Annotated in this window: 18 protein-coding genes and 1 riboswitch; of the genes, 7 read left to right on the plus strand and 11 right to left on the minus strand. The window is 68.7% G+C overall.

Translation table 11 applies throughout. The features are described 5' to 3' along the window. From MELE44368_RS11405 to MELE44368_RS11420, 4 genes are all read right to left on the minus strand, one after another. Window positions 1–559 (minus strand): transglycosylase family protein (locus tag MELE44368_RS11405; protein ID WP_164890091.1); only part of this gene is annotated, 559 nt, incomplete at its 3' end. Window positions 560–568: 9 nt separating this feature from the next. Further along, a riboswitch (cyclic di-AMP (ydaO/yuaA leader) is annotated at window positions 569–752 on the minus strand. Between the two features lie 249 nt (window positions 753–1001). Further along, window positions 1002–1268: a MoaD/ThiS family protein gene (locus MELE44368_RS11410; RefSeq protein WP_128108586.1), complete on the minus strand. Its 267-nt coding sequence runs from the start codon at window positions 1266–1268 to the stop codon at window positions 1002–1004. Window positions 1269–1274: 6 nt separating this feature from the next. Continuing rightward, on the minus strand, window positions 1275–2339 hold the full coding sequence (gene moaA / locus MELE44368_RS11415) for a GTP 3',8-cyclase MoaA (RefSeq protein WP_128108587.1): 1065 nt from the start codon (window positions 2337–2339) through the stop codon (window positions 1275–1277). Beyond that, complete coding sequence (locus MELE44368_RS11420; RefSeq protein WP_128108588.1) at window positions 2336–2749, minus strand: YccF domain-containing protein; 414 nt, start codon at window positions 2747–2749, stop codon at window positions 2336–2338. The genes moaA and MELE44368_RS11420 overlap by 4 nt, the downstream gene beginning before the upstream one ends. 261 nt (window positions 2750–3010) lie before the next feature. Here MELE44368_RS11420 and MELE44368_RS11425 point away from each other — a divergent pair, with 261 nt between their 5' ends. Then, window positions 3011–3421 carry a cold-shock protein gene (locus MELE44368_RS11425; protein ID WP_128108686.1) on the plus strand — a complete coding sequence of 137 codons (411 nt, stop codon included), beginning with the start codon at window positions 3011–3013 and terminating at the stop codon, window positions 3419–3421. 81 nt (window positions 3422–3502) lie between these two features. Here the strand turns inward: MELE44368_RS11425 and MELE44368_RS11430 are convergent, their stop codons facing one another. After that, on the minus strand, window positions 3503–4357 hold the full coding sequence (locus MELE44368_RS11430) for an endonuclease domain-containing protein (RefSeq protein WP_128108589.1): 855 nt from the start codon (window positions 4355–4357) through the stop codon (window positions 3503–3505). Window positions 4358–4467: 110 nt separating this feature from the next. Here MELE44368_RS11430 and MELE44368_RS11435 point away from each other — a divergent pair, with 110 nt between their 5' ends. Continuing rightward, the gene (locus MELE44368_RS11435) at window positions 4468–5481 is read left to right on the plus strand and encodes a glutathione S-transferase family protein (protein ID WP_164890092.1); all 1014 of its coding nucleotides are present in this window, start codon (window positions 4468–4470) and stop codon (window positions 5479–5481) included. 60 nt (window positions 5482–5541) lie between these two features. On the opposite strand, the gene MELE44368_RS11440 is transcribed toward MELE44368_RS11435, so the two are convergent. Both MELE44368_RS11440 and MELE44368_RS11445 read right to left on the minus strand, forming a co-directional pair. After that, entirely contained in the window at window positions 5542–6024 is a 483-nt protein-coding gene (locus tag MELE44368_RS11440) for a DUF2771 domain-containing protein (protein WP_128108591.1), read from the minus strand. Beyond that, a complete protein-coding gene (locus tag MELE44368_RS11445; RefSeq protein WP_128108592.1) occupies window positions 6021–7727 on the minus strand; it encodes an MFS transporter in 1707 nt (568 codons plus the stop codon). The genes MELE44368_RS11440 and MELE44368_RS11445 overlap by 4 nt, the downstream gene beginning before the upstream one ends. 88 nt (window positions 7728–7815) lie before the next feature. Here MELE44368_RS11445 and MELE44368_RS11450 point away from each other — a divergent pair, with 88 nt between their 5' ends. Then, window positions 7816–8601, plus strand: a complete 786-nt coding sequence (locus tag MELE44368_RS11450) for a DUF3027 domain-containing protein (protein WP_128108687.1) — start codon at window positions 7816–7818, stop codon at window positions 8599–8601. On the opposite strand, the gene MELE44368_RS11455 is transcribed toward MELE44368_RS11450, so the two are convergent. Together MELE44368_RS11455 and MELE44368_RS11460 are read right to left on the minus strand one after the other, a co-directional pair. Beyond that, on the minus strand, window positions 8598–9053 hold the full coding sequence (locus MELE44368_RS11455; protein WP_128108593.1) for an SRPBCC family protein: 456 nt from the start codon (window positions 9051–9053) through the stop codon (window positions 8598–8600). The genes MELE44368_RS11450 and MELE44368_RS11455 overlap by 4 nt on opposite strands. 27 nt (window positions 9054–9080) lie before the next feature. Next, a complete protein-coding gene (locus tag MELE44368_RS11460) occupies window positions 9081–9329 on the minus strand; it encodes a DUF2530 domain-containing protein (RefSeq protein ID WP_128108594.1) in 249 nt (82 codons plus the stop codon). A gap of 30 nt (window positions 9330–9359) precedes the next feature. Between MELE44368_RS11460 and MELE44368_RS11465 the strand changes: the two genes are divergently transcribed. Together MELE44368_RS11465 and MELE44368_RS11470 are read left to right on the plus strand one after the other, a co-directional pair. After that, the gene (locus tag MELE44368_RS11465) at window positions 9360–10208 is read left to right on the plus strand and encodes a TrmH family RNA methyltransferase (RefSeq protein ID WP_128108595.1); all 849 of its coding nucleotides are present in this window, start codon (window positions 9360–9362) and stop codon (window positions 10206–10208) included. Further along, complete coding sequence (locus tag MELE44368_RS11470) at window positions 10205–10477, plus strand: DUF2537 domain-containing protein (RefSeq protein WP_128108596.1); 273 nt, start codon at window positions 10205–10207, stop codon at window positions 10475–10477. The genes MELE44368_RS11465 and MELE44368_RS11470 overlap by 4 nt, the downstream gene beginning before the upstream one ends. Window positions 10478–10493: 16 nt before the next feature. Here the strand turns inward: MELE44368_RS11470 and sepH are convergent, their stop codons facing one another. Then, window positions 10494–11282 carry a septation protein SepH gene (sepH, locus tag MELE44368_RS11475; RefSeq protein ID WP_128108597.1) on the minus strand — a complete coding sequence of 263 codons (789 nt, stop codon included), beginning with the start codon at window positions 11280–11282 and terminating at the stop codon, window positions 10494–10496. 87 nt (window positions 11283–11369) lie between these two features. Further along, window positions 11370–12482, minus strand: a complete 1113-nt coding sequence (gene serC / locus MELE44368_RS11480; RefSeq protein ID WP_128108598.1) for a phosphoserine transaminase — start codon at window positions 12480–12482, stop codon at window positions 11370–11372. Between the two features lie 202 nt (window positions 12483–12684). On the opposite strand from serC, the gene MELE44368_RS11485 reads away from it, so the two are divergent. Beyond that, a complete protein-coding gene (locus MELE44368_RS11485) occupies window positions 12685–13140 on the plus strand; it encodes a CAP domain-containing protein (protein ID WP_241566576.1) in 456 nt (151 codons plus the stop codon). Between the two features lie 144 nt (window positions 13141–13284). Further along, a complete protein-coding gene (locus tag MELE44368_RS11490) occupies window positions 13285–14310 on the plus strand; it encodes an AurF N-oxygenase family protein (RefSeq protein ID WP_128108599.1) in 1026 nt (341 codons plus the stop codon). The last annotated feature ends 1 nt before the right edge of the window (window position 14311 follow it).

Raw genomic sequence — 14311 nt, forward strand, 5'->3', positions numbered from 1 at the left:
CGGGAGGCAGCGGCGGTGGTGGCGGCGGCGGAGGCGGGGGGGCCTCGGGCAGGGGTGCCGCGAGCGCGTCGACGGGGGCCGGCGCGGGGGGTGGCGGCGGCGCGAAGGGGTCGACGGGCGGCGGAGGCGGCAGCACGCCGTTGAGAGCCGGAGCGTCGAGCGGCTGCGGCTCGTCCTTGACGACGTTGCGGGGGGTGTGACCGGAAAGCGGTCCCCCGCAGGACGGCCAGGCGCCCTTGCCCTGGGTCGCCAGCACGCGCTCGGCGACCGCGATCTGCTCTTCCTTGGTGGCCAGGTGCGCAGCCGGTGCGAACTCCTTGCCGCCGTGGCTGGCCCACGTGCCGGGCGCGAACTGCAGGCCGCCGTGATATCCGTTGCCGGTGTTGATGGCCCAGTTGCCGCCGGACTCACATCTGGCGACCTGATCCCATTCATGATCGGTGGCTGCGTTCGCGTGCCCGGCGAGGGCAATGCTTCCGCCGCCGATGACTGCGCCGGTGAAGGCGACTTTCGCGACGTTTACGGCCGATGCAGTGGGCTTGCGGTGTCGTCCACTCATGCGTGCGCTAGGTCCTCTCGTCGGCGCCCGCGAGGTCAGCTGTCGGGTTCGGGCTGGAGAGGTCGCCCGGTCGGCATCGTCGAGATGACGATGACGGCTTCACCCCAAGGAGCCGAAGGCTCCGAGTCCGCTGCTATTCGGCGGACCGGTTGGGTCCCCCGCCTCCATCCGAGTTGTTCGGTCGTGGTCCCGTGCGTCAGCGGATGGAGTTCGGCGCGGCTGAGCACGGCGGGCCGATCGATTCGTGGTCGACGGCTTGGGCAGAACCGTAACGGCTCTGTGTGGACCCGTCATCTTTTGTCGATATCGGCGTTTCCTGAGGTGGCAAATATTAAAAAGCCTCTAAAGGCCCAGCAAAGTAGCGCGTTTTCGCAGGACTGTACGGCGATACATCCGGCCGTAGCCAGCCCGTGACCATTTCGTTATGTGAGGTAAATCACGGCTAGCCGCCGGCGAAGGGGGGAAGGACGTCGACGGTCTGAGCGTCGCGCAGCACCGTCGACGTATCCCGCACGGCGATGCCGTCGCACAGAAAACTGCAGCGCATCAACACTTTTGCCAACTCCGCATCGCGCGCGCCGAGCCGCTCGACCAGGTCGGCGACCGTCGTTCCGGGTGCGATCCGAATTGCCTCCGCATCGTTACCCACCGCCGCCCGCGCGGCCGCGAAATAGCGCACGGTCACCTGCACCGTCGTGGTCGACGTCATCATCAGCTACCCGCCGATCGCGCTCATCGGGCGGTCCGGCTGCACGAAGCCGGGATCGTTGATGCCATGACCGGCGGCCTTGGCCCACATCGCCGCCCGCCAGGCGGCCTCGAGCGCGTCGTCGTCGGCGCCGCTACGCAGCAGCCGGCGCAGGTCGGTCTCCTCCCGCGCGAACAGACAGTTGCGCACCTGGCCGTCGGCGGTCAGCCGGGTGCGGTCACACGCCGCACAGAAGGCGTGCGACACCGAGGCGATGACGCCGACCTTGCCCACCGCACCTGAGTCGTCGGTGACCTGCCACAGCTGCGCCGGTGCCGAACCCCGCGGCGCGGGATCCGGCGTCACCTCGAAGTGCCGCCCCAAGGCGTCCAGTACCTCGTCGGCGGTGATCGCGCGGTTGCGCTGCCACCGGTGCTCGGCGTCCAACGGCATCTGCTCGATGATGCGCAGCTGGTATTCGTGCTCGAGACAGAACCGCAGCAGCGCGACAGCGTCGTCCAAACCGGTGACCGGGTCGAGCACCGCGTTGACCTTGACCGGGTTCAGCCCCGCGGCCTTCGCGGCCCGCAACCCGGCGAGCACGTCGGCCAGGCGGTCTCGCCGGGTGATGCGGGCGAAGCGCGCCGCGTCGACGGTGTCCAGCGACACGTTGATCCGGTCCAGGCCGGCCTGCCGCAACTTCGCCGCCCGCTTGTCGAGCCCAATTCCGTTGGTGGTCAAGGTGATCTCCGGACGGGGCCGCAGCGCCGCGGTCGCGGCGACGATGTCCTCGAGGCGTTTGGCCACCAGCGGCTCACCGCCGGTGAAGCGCACGCTGGTGATGTCGAGGCGCGTGACGGCGATGCGCAGCAGCCGGATCAGCTCGTCGTGCGACAGCAGTGCGTCGGTGCCCAACCACTTCAGGCCCTCGGCGGGCATGCAGTAGGTGCAGCGTAGGTTGCATCGGTCGGTCAGCGACACCCGCAGATCGGTGGCCACCCGGCCGAAGGTGTCGATCAGCGGCCCGGAGGTGGGTGCGGGTGCGGGTTGAGCCGGCCGCAGCGACGGTACGCCCAGGTCGACGAGGGTCATGCGGCGGCTCGCGTTGCGTTGAAGGCCGAGTTCACCTGGTCGACGGGCACGATCTCCTTGCCGAGCGGCACCAGCGAGACCGGAACCATCTTGAGGTTGGCCAGCGCCAACGGGATGCCGATGATCGTGACCGCCATGGCCGCCGCGCTGACGATGTGGCCGATGGCCAGCCAGATGCCGAACAGGATCACCCAGATGACGTTGCCGACCAGCGCGCCGGGTCGGGTGCCCGGCTTTTCGACGATGGTGCGGCCGAACGGCCACAACGCATAGGAGGCGATACGCAGGGCGGCGAACCCGAACGGGATCGTGATGATCAATACGAAGCAGATGAGGGCGGCCAGCAGGTACCCCAACGCCAGCCACAGGCCGCCGAAGATCAACCAGATGACGTTCAGGATCAGGCGCATTTCACCTCCAGCGGTCGTTCCAGCCTACCCAGTCGGGAGTACCGTTGCCCTGGAGTAGGTGATCGCAATGGCATCCCAGTCAAGGACATTGGTCGGCGATCGGCAGGATCCGCTGCGGGTTCGCTGTCGAACCGAACCCGGGCCCGCGCTCTAATGAGGATGCTGCTGCCCGCAATTGCCGAGTAAGATCACCCCATCGCGTCCCGACGCAGGCGGGACGCGTTCGTCATGAGAGCTTCCGAAAGACAGTAGGTGAGACCAGTGCCGACCGGCCGCGTGAAATGGTACGACGCCGAGAAGGGCTTCGGGTTCCTATCGCAGGAGGACGGCGAGGACGTCTACGTCCGGGCCTCGGCGCTGCCCGCCGGCGTCGAGACCCTCAAGGCCGGCCAGCGGGTGGAGTTCGGCATCGCCTCGGGCCGTCGGGGTCCGCAGGCGCTGAGCGTGACGATCATCGACCCGCCGCCGAGCCTGACCCGGACCCGCCGCGAGGCAGCCGCCGCCGAGCGCAAGCACAGCCCCGATGAGCTGCACGGGATGATCGAGGACATGATCACGCTGCTGGAAAGCGCCGTGCAGCCGGACTTGCGCAAGGGCCGCTATCCGGATCGCAAGACCTCGCGGCGGGTGTCCGAGGTGGTGCGCGCCGTGGCCCGCGAACTGGAGCGCTGAGCGCCGCGCTCTTGGGGCGCCGAGTCTGAGCTTGTGCACGGCAAATCGACGTTTTGCGTGACTTATCTTCAGTTTCGACGCTCAGACGGGTGCACCGGCGGCGCGTAGCGCGGTCTCGGTGCGCGCCACGATCGTGTCCGGGCGGTAGCGGAGCATCTCAGCGCTGACGCGGATGATGCGCCAATTCAAGGCCTCGAGTTGGGCCTGCACTTCAATGTCATTGGCTCGGATGGCCGGATTCGTCCAGTGTTGCGCGCCGTCGTACTCGACGCCGACCTGGTATCGGGGCCATCCCATGTCGACACGACGGACGTGGTCGCCGAAACGGTTGTACACGTCGATCTGCGTGTGGGTCGGCCGCAGCCCGGCGTCGGTGAGTGCCAGACGGGTGCGTGTCTCCTGAGGCGACTCGGCCCCGGGATCGGCGAGGTCGAGCACTTCGCGTAGCTGCACGAGCCCGCGCGCACCGCGATGACGGTCGATGAGTGTCCGCACGTCGTCCAGCGTCAGATCGGTGGCTTGCAGCAACGCGTCGACGCGGATGACGGCCAACGTCCGTCCGCGCCGGCGGCCGAGGTCGAACGCCGTTCGCGCGGGCGTCGTCACCGGAATGCCGCCGATGTTGACGACCTCGTCCGGCAAGAGCGTGTCGCTGTGCAACACGATGTCTCTGGTTCTGTGCTGGCTTGCTTGGTTCAGCTCGGCAGGTAATCGGGTGTCAATCCACTTGTCGCCGTGCATCGCCGCGGCCGAAACGCCGACGACGACCGCCCGGCGCCCCGACCACAGCCAGGCGGCCTTCGCCTTCAGCGCGGGCGTCAGCGATTGGTTTCGTGGCACGTAGACGTTGCGGTAGAGCGCCTGATACCGCGTGGCCAGGCCGCGGCGAGTGACGAGCCCGGCCGCCAACGCCTCGGTGCCAAGGAATAGCTGCATGCGGATAGGACGCGGGCGCACCCGCGGCGGTTCCTCGAATCTGAGCTTGTGCACGAATCGCCCTGGGCTTCCGGTGCATAAGTTCAGGTTCGACGGGTAGAACCGAAGGCGTGAGCTATGTCGCCGACAAGTCCAAGTCCGCAGGCGAGTTCAACCGCGACACCGACTACATCACGACCCGCATCACCGCCGACGGCCGCGACGGCTATCCCGTCGAGCCGGGCCGCTACCGGCTGATCGTGGCGCGGGCCTGTCCGTGGGCCAACCGCGCCATCATCGTGCGGCGGCTGCTGGGCTTGGAAGACGCGCTGTCCATTGGGTTTTGCGGCCCCACCCATGACGAGCGCAGCTGGACCTTCGACCTCGACCCCGGCGGCGTGGACCCGGTGCTGAAGATCCCGCGCCTGCAGGACGCCTATTTCAAGCGGTTTCCCGGCTACCCCAAGGGCATCACGGTGCCCGCGATCGTCGACGTGCCGACCGGGCAGGTGGTCACCAACGACTTCGCGCAGATGACGCTGGACTTCTCCACCGAGTGGACGCAGTACCGCTGCGACGGCGCGCCGCAGCTGTACCCCGAACCGCTGCGCGACGAGATCGACGAGGTAGCCCAGCGCGTCTACACCGATGTCAACAACGGCGTGTACCGCTGCGGGTTCGCCGGGTCCCAACAGGCCTACGACAAGGCCTACGACCGGTTGTTCGCCGCTCTGGACTGGTTGTCTGAGCGGCTCAAGGATCAGCGGTATCTGGTCGGCGACACCATCACCGAAGCCGACGTGCGGCTGTTCACCACGCTGGCCCGCTTCGACCCGGTGTATCACGGGCACTTCAAGTGCAACCGGCAGAAGCTCTCCGAGATGCCGGTGCTGTGGGCCTACGCGCGCGACCTCTTTCAGACGCCGGGCTTCGGCGACACCATCGACTTCGTGCAGATCAAGCAGCACTACTACCTCGTGCACAAGGACATCAATCCGACGCAGGTGGTGCCGAAAGGCCCTGACCTGTCGAACTGGCGGACGCCGCACGGCCGGGAAGCGTTGGGCGGCAGGCCGTTTGGCGATGGCACCCCGCCGGGCCCGACACCGGAGGGTGAGCGGGTGCCCGAGGGCCACAGCGCCTGAGGGACAAACGGGGGCATTGCGAGTAGAGCGCGCCAATACGTCGATCTCGGCGCAGGGCGGTTACGGCCAGACCGTGCGCACCGACCACTCGGCGTGCGGTACCGGGAACTCGTTGCCGTCCTCGTCACGCACCAGCGTCGGCAGTTGCACCGCGAAGCCGTACAGCTTGCCGCGGTGCGGGTCCACGGTGGGGATGGTGACCGCGTTCCGACTGCCGGGCCGGAACTCTTCGACGACGTCGGCGCCCTCGTACGTGCGCACCAGCACCCACGGCGCGCGGGAGATGGCCGGGGGCACCGACAGTTGCACGGTGTGTTCCGCGTCGACGGTGAGTTCACCCCCGGTGCGCGGAGTTACACAATCGGTCGGGTTGAGCACCTGGCAATACTGGTAGGGGCCCACCCTGGTCAGCTGACCGTCGGTGTACGCGCTGATCTCCGGATGTGCGGGCCGGGGGTCCTTGGACAGACGCCAGATCAGCACCCCGGTTCCGATCGACGCCAGCACCGCCACGACCGCCAACCCGGCGACGACGCGTTTCACCGACGCCTCACCGCCGGATCCGGTCGCCCACCCTCCTGCTCGGCCAGCACGGGACGGTTGCCGCCGAAGCCCGGAATCAGCGAGTCACCGCGATAGCTGACCACCGTCTGGGCCAGGCCGAGGATCAACACCGCGGTGATCGCGGTGAACCCGGCCCACAGTTCGGTGTAGATCAACACCCCGATGGCCCCACCGGCGACCCAGGCCAACTGCAGCAACGACTCCGAGCGGCCGAACGCCGACGCGCGGGAGCGCTCGGGCAGGTCGTCTTGCAGTGACGCGTCCAGGGACGCCTTGGCGATCGCGCTGGCGCCCGACGTGATCAACGTGGCGGCGGCGGCCACCAACAGGTTGCCGCTGATTGCGGTGAGCAGGGCGCCGACGGTGACCGCGGTGGCGCAGCGCACCACCAGCTGCGCCGGGTGACCGAGCTTGAGCCGGGCGCTGGTGAAGTTGCCCGCGAAGTTGCCGACCGCCGCGGCCGCTCCGATCAAGCCGAGGATCTGAAGCTGCTCCCAGCCGCTGGCGTCGTGCGACTTGGCGACGAACGCCGGATACAAGAACAGGAAGCCGACCATCACCTTCACGGTGCAGTTGCCCCACAGCGCGGTGATCGTGTTGCGGCCGAACGGTTGCCGCGCCGCACCGCCGGTGGGCTGCGGCTCTGATCCGCGGCGCAGCTCACCGGTGCGGCCGTGATAGCTCAGTGTCGCGGGCACCTCGCCCTCGGTGACCTCGACCCATTTCGGGATCCGCATCGCCAGCACGGCGCCGGCGATCGTCGCCGCGACGACGATGTACAGCGCGCCGGGCGCGTCGAACAGGTTGAACAGATACTCCGCGCCCGCGGCGATGACGCCGCCGGCCATGGTCCCGCCGAGCAGGCCGAAGATCGTCAGCCGCGAGTTCACCCGGACCAGATCGATCGTCGGCGGCAGCACCCGTGGCGCCACCGCGCCGCGCAGCACGCTGAATGACTTGGACAGCACCATCATTCCCAGCGCGCAGGGGTAGAGCACCCACGACGGGAAGCTGCCCGTCGCGCCGTCGTAGTTCATGATCAGCAGCAGCGCCAACACGGTGCGCAACAGAAACGACGTCGCCAGCGCGACCCGGCGGCCGTGCTGCAACCGGTCGAGCGCAGGACCGATCAGAGGGGCGACGACCGCGAACGGCGCGATGGTGATCAGCAGGTACAAAGCGACCCTGCTCTTGCTCTCGGCGGTGGCCGCCGCGAAGAACAAGGTGTTGGCCAGCGCGACGGCCATCGCGGCGTCGACGGCGAAGTTCGCGACCACCGGCCAGGTCAGCGCGGTCAGGCCGGACTTGTCGGCGCCATCGGCCGTCGCCGCCCGGTGCACCAGGCCGTACATCTTGGAGCCGACTTCGCGGCTGCGCGCGGCGGCCGCCCGCGTCACGGTGATCTTCTCGCCGGCCGCGGCGCCCGCGCCCGGCGGCGGGGACGAGTAGCGGTACCGGCGCTCGGACTCGTCCAGCGGCGGCAGCCACCGATTGGCGCTCGGGGTGGCGTCGGCCCGCCGCGCCTGGCGGTAGTCGCCGTCGCTGGGGTAGTTGGCCATCCCCGGGTGCTCGTCAGCACGCGGATCGGCCCAGTCGTTCTCCGCCGCGGGCGGGCGCGGCGGGTAATAGCGAGGGTCACGCCGACCCGCCGGGTCCCGGTAGTCACGCCGCGGTCCGGTCACGAAGTCGATTGTCCACCATCGGTGCGACAGCGGCCGGGTAGCCGACCGGTGTGGCTACCGGTGTGCCGGTCAGGCAGTATGAATGGCGATGGACAGCGTGACCGAATCGCCCGGGCACGGCGCGGCTGCACCGGCCGAACGCCCGGACTTGGAGACGGTGCTATTGGGCGCCGTCGATGAAGCACGCGCGGCGATCGTCGAGCACAGCGGCGAGGACACCGTCGGGGAGTACCTCGGGGCCAGCTTCGAGGACCCGACCGCGGCCACCCATCGGTTCCTCGCCGACATGCCCGGGTACCGGGGCTGGCAGTGGGCCGTCGTCGTCGCGGCCGCGCCGGGTGCCGAGCGGGCCACGATCAGCGAAGTCGTCCTCGTGCCGGGGCCGACGGCGTTGTTGGCGCCGAAGTGGGTGCCCTGGGAGGAACGCATCAAACCGGGTGACCTGAGCCCCGGTGACCTGCTCGCCCCGTCGACCGACGACCCGCGCCTGGTGCCCGGCTACATGTCCAGCGGTGACCCGGCGCTCGATGAGGTCGCCGCCGAGATCGGCCTGGGCCGACGGCAGGTGCTGAGTCCGTGGGGGCGCAGAGCCGCCGCGCAGCGCTGGCACGACGGGGACTTCGGCCCGAACTCGGCGATGGCACGGTCGACCCGCCGGGTGTGCCGCGACTGCGGCTTCTACGTTCCGCTGTCCGGGTCGCTGGGCGTGATGTTCGGGGTGTGCGCCAACGAGTTCTCCGCCGACGGACACGTCGTCGACTCCGAGTACGGCTGCGGTGCGCATTCGGACACCCCGCAGCCGCCGGGCAGCGGGTCTCCGCAGTACGCGCCCTACGACGACGGCGTGCTCGACCTGACCGAACCCGCCGACTAGCTTTCGGCGGCGGCCTTGATCCGGGCCAGTGACTGGTTCATGCCGTCGACGAGTTCACGTTCGAAACTCTCGACGCCGCCCATGAACGCGTTGGTGAGCTTGGTGGAGATGGGTTTGACGCCGTTCTCGGCGTGCCGGGTCTCCACCACCCGGGTGCCGGTGTCGGTGGGTTCGAGCTCGTAGCTCCACACCGTTCCGTTCTCGTTGACCTCGAACGCCAGCTTCTTCTCCGGCACGAACTCCGTGATGCGGCTGGTGGTGGGCCAGAACATCAAGCCGCGGCGGTTGAGGTTGATGGTGCGGGCGCCGACGCGTGGCGGGCCGCCGAGAACGATCATGCGACGGCACTGCGGGCTCCACTCCGGCATCCGGCGCAGATCCGAGATCACCTCCCAGACCTTCGAGACCGGAGCATTGATGTCGATCTGGGCCTGTAGCACCGGAGCTGCCATGGCGATCCCCTTGTCTGGTTTCGGATTTCAGTCCAACCCGTTCTGCGCGCCACGAGAGCCGCGACGCACAGCGTGACGCTGCCACAGAAATATCGATGTGCCAAGGGCGCCGACCCCCAACCCGGCCACCGCGTACGGCCGCCACTCCGCCAACCCGGGCACGGTGAACGACAGCACCGCGGCGATCACCCAGCCCACCCCGATCACCACGATGACCGGCCACGGGTTGAGCAGGGCGGGCGGCAACAGCGGGGGTGGCGGAACCTTGGGTGACATCGCTGCTCAACCTAGCCGATCGCTAGTCTGCTGCACGTGAACGTCGTTGACGTCGCTGACCCCGCCGACCCGCGGCTCGACGACTTTCGGGATCTCAACAGCGTGGATCGCAGACCCGATCTGCCCAGCGGCAAGGGGCTGGTCATCGCCGAAGGGGTGCTGGTGGTCCAGCGGATGCTGGCGTCCCGGTTCACTCCACGCGCGGTGATGGGCACCGACCGGCGGCTCGCCGAACTCGCCGCCGACCTCGACGGCGTCGACGCCCCGTACTACCGCGTCTCGGCCGAGGTGATGGCCGACGTCGTCGGGTTCCATCTCAACCGCGGCGTGCTGGCGTCGGCGTCGCGCCCCGGCGAGTTGACGCTCACACAGGTGCTCGCCGGCGCTGCGGGGCCGGGGACATCGGGCCGGAGCGCGCGCACCGTCGCGGTGCTCGAGGGCGTCAACGACCACGAGAACCTCGGCTCGATCTTCCGCAACGCGGCGGGCCTCGACGTCGACGCGGTGGTGTTCGGCGCCGGGTGCGCCGACCCGCTCTACCGGCGCGCCGTGCGGGTGTCGATGGGTCATGCCCTGCTGGTGCCGTACGCGCGGGTCGCCGACTGGCCGCGCGATCTGCAACTGTTGCGCGACAGTGGGTTTCGGCTCCTGGCCATGACCCCTGATCCGGCGGCGTGCACACTGGCCGACGCGATGGCGGCCCTCGCGCACGAAAAGGTGGCCATCCTGGTCGGCGCGGAGGGGCCCGGGTTGACCAGAAGCGCGATGGCGGCCAGCGATCTGCGGGTGCGGATCCCGATGTCACGGGGTACCGACTCGCTCAACGTCGCGACCGCTGCCGCGCTGGCGTTCTACGAACGGGCTAGGTTGAACCGGTGACCGACGACTCGACGCCGTGGGCGATGGGGTTGACGGTCGCCGCGTTCGTCGCGGCGGTCACCGCGGCGGCGGTGGTGGTGCTCAGCCTGGGGTTGATGCGCGTGCATCCGCTGTTGGCCGTCGGGCTGAACCTCGTGGCGGTCGGCGGGCTGGCGCCGACGGTGTGGGGCTGGCGCAAGCTGCCGGTCTGGCGCTGGTTCGTGCTGGGATCCGGCGTCGGGGTGGCCGGGGCGTGGCTGGCGCTGCTGGCCATCGCCCTCGGCGGCTGACGATTACCTCGCCGGACTACCGGCTGTTGGAGCGCACGCCCAACAACACGTCCTCCCACGCCGGCACCGACGGCTTGCCCTTGCGGGCCCGGGCCGGCTTCGCGGGGGCAGGCGGCTCGGGTTCGGGTGCGGCCGCGGTGGTCGGTGCCTGCTGCTGGGGCGGCGCCGGCTCCTCGGGGTCGAGTTCGGCGATGGGCGCGACGGGCCGCAGCGGCCGGGCGAAGTCCGGATCGATCAGCTCGCAGGCGGCGTCGTCGAACGCGGTAACGGTGCCGCCGTGGGCGCCGGGGGTGAACCGGAAGTGCGCCACGTTGTCGGACATGCCCGCTTTCCACGCCAGCTGCACGGTCCAGCGGCCGTCTTCGTTGCGCCACGCGTCCCAGTTGGTCGCGTCGGGATCCAGGCCCCTGGCGATCAGGGCCGTCGTCACCGTCTCGAGCAGGGTCAGCACCGCGGGCCCGTCGACCAGCACCGGATGCGCTGCGGTGGCCAGCTCGGCGGCGCGTGCGCGCTCGAGCAAGACGGGGTGCGCGAACCGCTCGACGCGTTCGACGTCGACGCCTGCGGCAGCCGCGACCTGCTCGACGGATGCGCCCGCCCGAATCCTGGATTGAATCTCTTTGGGACGCAGCACGTTCGGAACCTCGGAATCACTTCGTGGTTGGCTGGACGCGGCTTTGTCGCCGCGCACGGCGGCCCGCAGCCGGTCATCGGACAGCAGGACGAACTTCTCGCCGGAGTCATCGGCCTCGCAGACGATTCGTTTGCCGTCGACGTCAAGCCCAACGACTTTGAGTTCTCGCATGCCGGCCTCCTCAGGGCTACGCGCAAAGCCCGATCAACCGGACCCTACTGCGTTATCTCCCCGTTACCGCGCAGACACGCGGTGGCCTCAGAGCCGTTCCACCACCCAGTCGACGCAGGCGGTCAGCGCGCTGACGTCGTCGGGCTCGACGGCGGGGAACATCCCGATGCGCAGCTGGTTGCGGCCGAGTTTGCGGTAGGGCTCGGTGTCGACGATCCCGTTGGCCCGAAGCGTCTTGGCCACCGCCGCCGCATCGACATCGTCGGAGAAGTCCACGGTGCCCACCACCTGCGAGCGCAACTGCGGATCGGTGACGAACGGCGTGGCGAACGGCGAGGCCTCGGCCCAGCTGTACAGCCTTTGCGATGAGTCCGCGGTGCGCTTGACCGCCCAGTCCAGGCCGCCGTTGCCCAGCATCCAGTCGAGCTGGTCGGCGAACATGATCAGGGTGCCGATCGCCGGGGTGTTGTAGGTCTGGTTCTTGCTGCTGTTGTCGATCGCGATCGGCAGCGACAGGAACTCGGGCACCCAGCGCCCCGAGGCGGCGATGGCCTCGACGCGCGCCAGCGCGGCAGGCGACAGGATCGCCACCCACAGGCCCCCGTCGCTGGCGAAGTTCTTCTGCGGCGCGAAGTAGTAGGCGTCGGCCTCGCGGATGTCCACCGGTAGCCCGCCCGCCGCCGAGGTGGCGTCGATCGCGATCAACGCGTCCCCGGAACCCTCGGGTCGCTGCACGGGAACCGCGACGCCCGTTGAGGTTTCGTTGTGCGCCCAGCCGATGAGGTCGACGGAGGGGTCGGCCTGTGGCTTGGGGGCGCTGCCCGGGTCGGCCGTGACGACGACGGGGTCGCCGACGAAAGGGTTCTTGGCCACCGCGGAGGCGAACTTGCTGCTGAACTCGCCGTAGGTCAGGTGCAGTGAACGCTTGTCGATCAGGCCGAACGCCGCGGCATCCCAGAACGCGGTGGTGCCGCCGTTGCCCAGGACCACCTCATAGTCGTCGGGCAGGGAGAACAGCGCGCGCAACCCGTCGCGAACCCGGCCGACGAGGTTCTTGACCGGCGCCTGCCGGTGCGAGGTGCCGAACAGGTGGCCGGCGTCGGCCAGCGCGCGCAACTGTTCGGGACGCACCTTGGAGGGACCGCAGCCGAACCGGCCATCGCTGGGCTTGAGGTCGTTGGGAATCGTCAGTTCGGCCATGCGGTCAAGAGTAGTGACCGGACTTGCCCGGTTCGCCCCGAGGGAGGGCCCGGTAGAAACGCCGGAAAGTTAGGAAATGTAGCCAAACCGTTATGCACCGGTGTCCGTTCAGTCATACTTGACGCAGGTCGGGGGACCACAATTTCGAGCCCGTTCTGGGGGGCACGTGATCAGAGGGAAGAGTTTCGGGTCTCCGCCGACCGTGGCGGCGGTCGCGATGCTGTGTGTTTCGATGCTCGCCGCGGCGCCGGCCCAGGCTGACGGCGACGAGGGCGACGCAGTACTGAACCTGATCAACGCGACCCGTGCCGCCAACGGATGCGGCCCGCTTGCGCAAAACCCGCAGTTGACGGAGGCCGCCACGCGGCACGCCCTCGACGTCCTGAACAACGGTGCGGAAGGCCACGTCGGCACGGACGGGTCCTCCATCTCGCAGCGGGTGAGGGACGCCGGCTACGCGACGAACTCCACCGTCGGCGAGGTCGTGTTCTGGGGCACCGGCGCCGCGCGTAACCCAGCCGCCGCTGTCCAGTGGTGGATGAACAGCCCTGGGCACCGCGCGATCATCACCGACTGCGGATTCACCGAGGCCGGCTTCTCGGCGGTGAGCAACGGTCGCAAGATGTCTGCGGCAGGCGACTTCGGCAAGAAGAGGTAAGCACCCGCCTGCTGTGACTCATATCACATTCCTGCGCTGAGCGTTGCCGGGGCCACATCGCGCGACCGGGTCTGTCAAATATGCGATACCTGCGGTACTGTGTACATCTGCCCGGTTGATGTAAACCGCACAGGAGGCTTCCGTATGGCCCGGACACGGATCGTCAGGCGTTGGCGTCGCAACATGGAGATCGGCGACAGCCCCGAGGACAAGACCTACGCCGAGTTGCTCAAAACCCTCTCCGAGGGGTCGGTGCGGCGCAACTTCAACCCGTACACCGACATTGACTGGGATTCCCCGGAGTTCAAGGTCGTGGCCAACGACCCGCGCTGGATTCTGCCGGGCACCGACCCGCTCGGCCGCCACCCCTGGTATCAGTCACAGCCGATCGAACGCCAGATCGAGATCGGGATGTGGCGGCAGGCCAACGTCGCCAAGGTGGGTCTGCACTTCGAGTCGATCCTGATCCGCGGGCTGATGGAGTACGCGTTCTGGACGCCCAACGGCTCGCCGGAATACCGGTACTGCCTGCACGAGGCGGTCGAAGAGTGCAACCACACCATGATGTTTCAGGAGATGGTGAACCGGATCGGCGCCGACGTGCCGGGTATGCCGCGGCTGCTCAAGTGGATTCAGCCGGTGATCCCGTTGGTCGCCGGGCCGCTGCCGATCCCGTTCTGGTTCGGCATCCTCGCCGGCGAGGAGCCCATCGACCACACGCAGAAGAACGTGCTGCGGGAAGGCCGCAACCTGCATCCGATCATGGAACGGGTGATGGCCATCCACGTCGCCGAGGAGGCCCGCCACATCTCGTTCGCCCACGAGTACCTGCGCAAGCGGCTCCCACACCTGCCGCGCCGCAAGCGGTTCTGGTTGTCGCTCTATGTCCCGCTGGTCATGCGGATCCTGTGCTCGGCGATCATCGTTCCGCCGCGCGCGTTCTGGAAGGAATTCGACATTCCGCGCTCGGTGCGCAAGGAAGTGTTCTTCCGCTCGCCTGAGTCGCGGCAGATGCTGCGTGACATGTTCGGCGACGTCCGGATGCTGTGCCATGACACCGGGTTGATGAACCCGGTGGCCAAGCTGATGTGGCGGATCTGCAAGATCGACGGGCCGCCCAGCCGCTACCGCAGCGAGCCGGCCCGCCAACACGTCGTCGCCGCCGCGTAAC

This window comes from Mycolicibacterium elephantis DSM 44368, assembly GCF_004014805.1.
GTDB lineage: Bacteria > Actinomycetota > Actinomycetes > Mycobacteriales > Mycobacteriaceae > Mycobacterium > Mycobacterium elephantis.

Excerpts from the sequence above, each read along its gene's own strand:
- MELE44368_RS11490 (WP_128108599.1), top strand. The coding sequence starts at position 13,285 with ATGGCCCGGACACGGATCGTCAGGCGTTGGCGTCGCAACATGGAGATC.
- serC (WP_128108598.1), bottom strand. The coding sequence starts at position 12,482 with ATGGCCGAACTGACGATTCCCAACGACCTCAAGCCCAGCGATGGCCGG.
- MELE44368_RS11410 (WP_128108586.1), bottom strand. The coding sequence starts at position 1,268 with ATGACGTCGACCACGACGGTGCAGGTGACCGTGCGCTATTTCGCGGCC.
- MELE44368_RS11430 (WP_128108589.1), bottom strand. The coding sequence starts at position 4,357 with ATGCAGCTATTCCTTGGCACCGAGGCGTTGGCGGCCGGGCTCGTCACT.
- sepH (WP_128108597.1), bottom strand. The coding sequence starts at position 11,282 with ATGCGAGAACTCAAAGTCGTTGGGCTTGACGTCGACGGCAAACGAATC.
- MELE44368_RS11420 (WP_128108588.1), bottom strand. The coding sequence starts at position 2,749 with ATGCGCCTGATCCTGAACGTCATCTGGTTGATCTTCGGCGGCCTGTGG.
- MELE44368_RS11455 (WP_128108593.1), bottom strand. The coding sequence starts at position 9,053 with ATGGCAGCTCCGGTGCTACAGGCCCAGATCGACATCAATGCTCCGGTC.
- MELE44368_RS11460 (WP_128108594.1), bottom strand. The coding sequence starts at position 9,329 with ATGTCACCCAAGGTTCCGCCACCCCCGCTGTTGCCGCCCGCCCTGCTC.
- moaA (WP_128108587.1), bottom strand. The coding sequence starts at position 2,339 with ATGACCCTCGTCGACCTGGGCGTACCGTCGCTGCGGCCGGCTCAACCC.
- MELE44368_RS11450 (WP_128108687.1), top strand. The coding sequence starts at position 7,816 with ATGGACAGCGTGACCGAATCGCCCGGGCACGGCGCGGCTGCACCGGCC.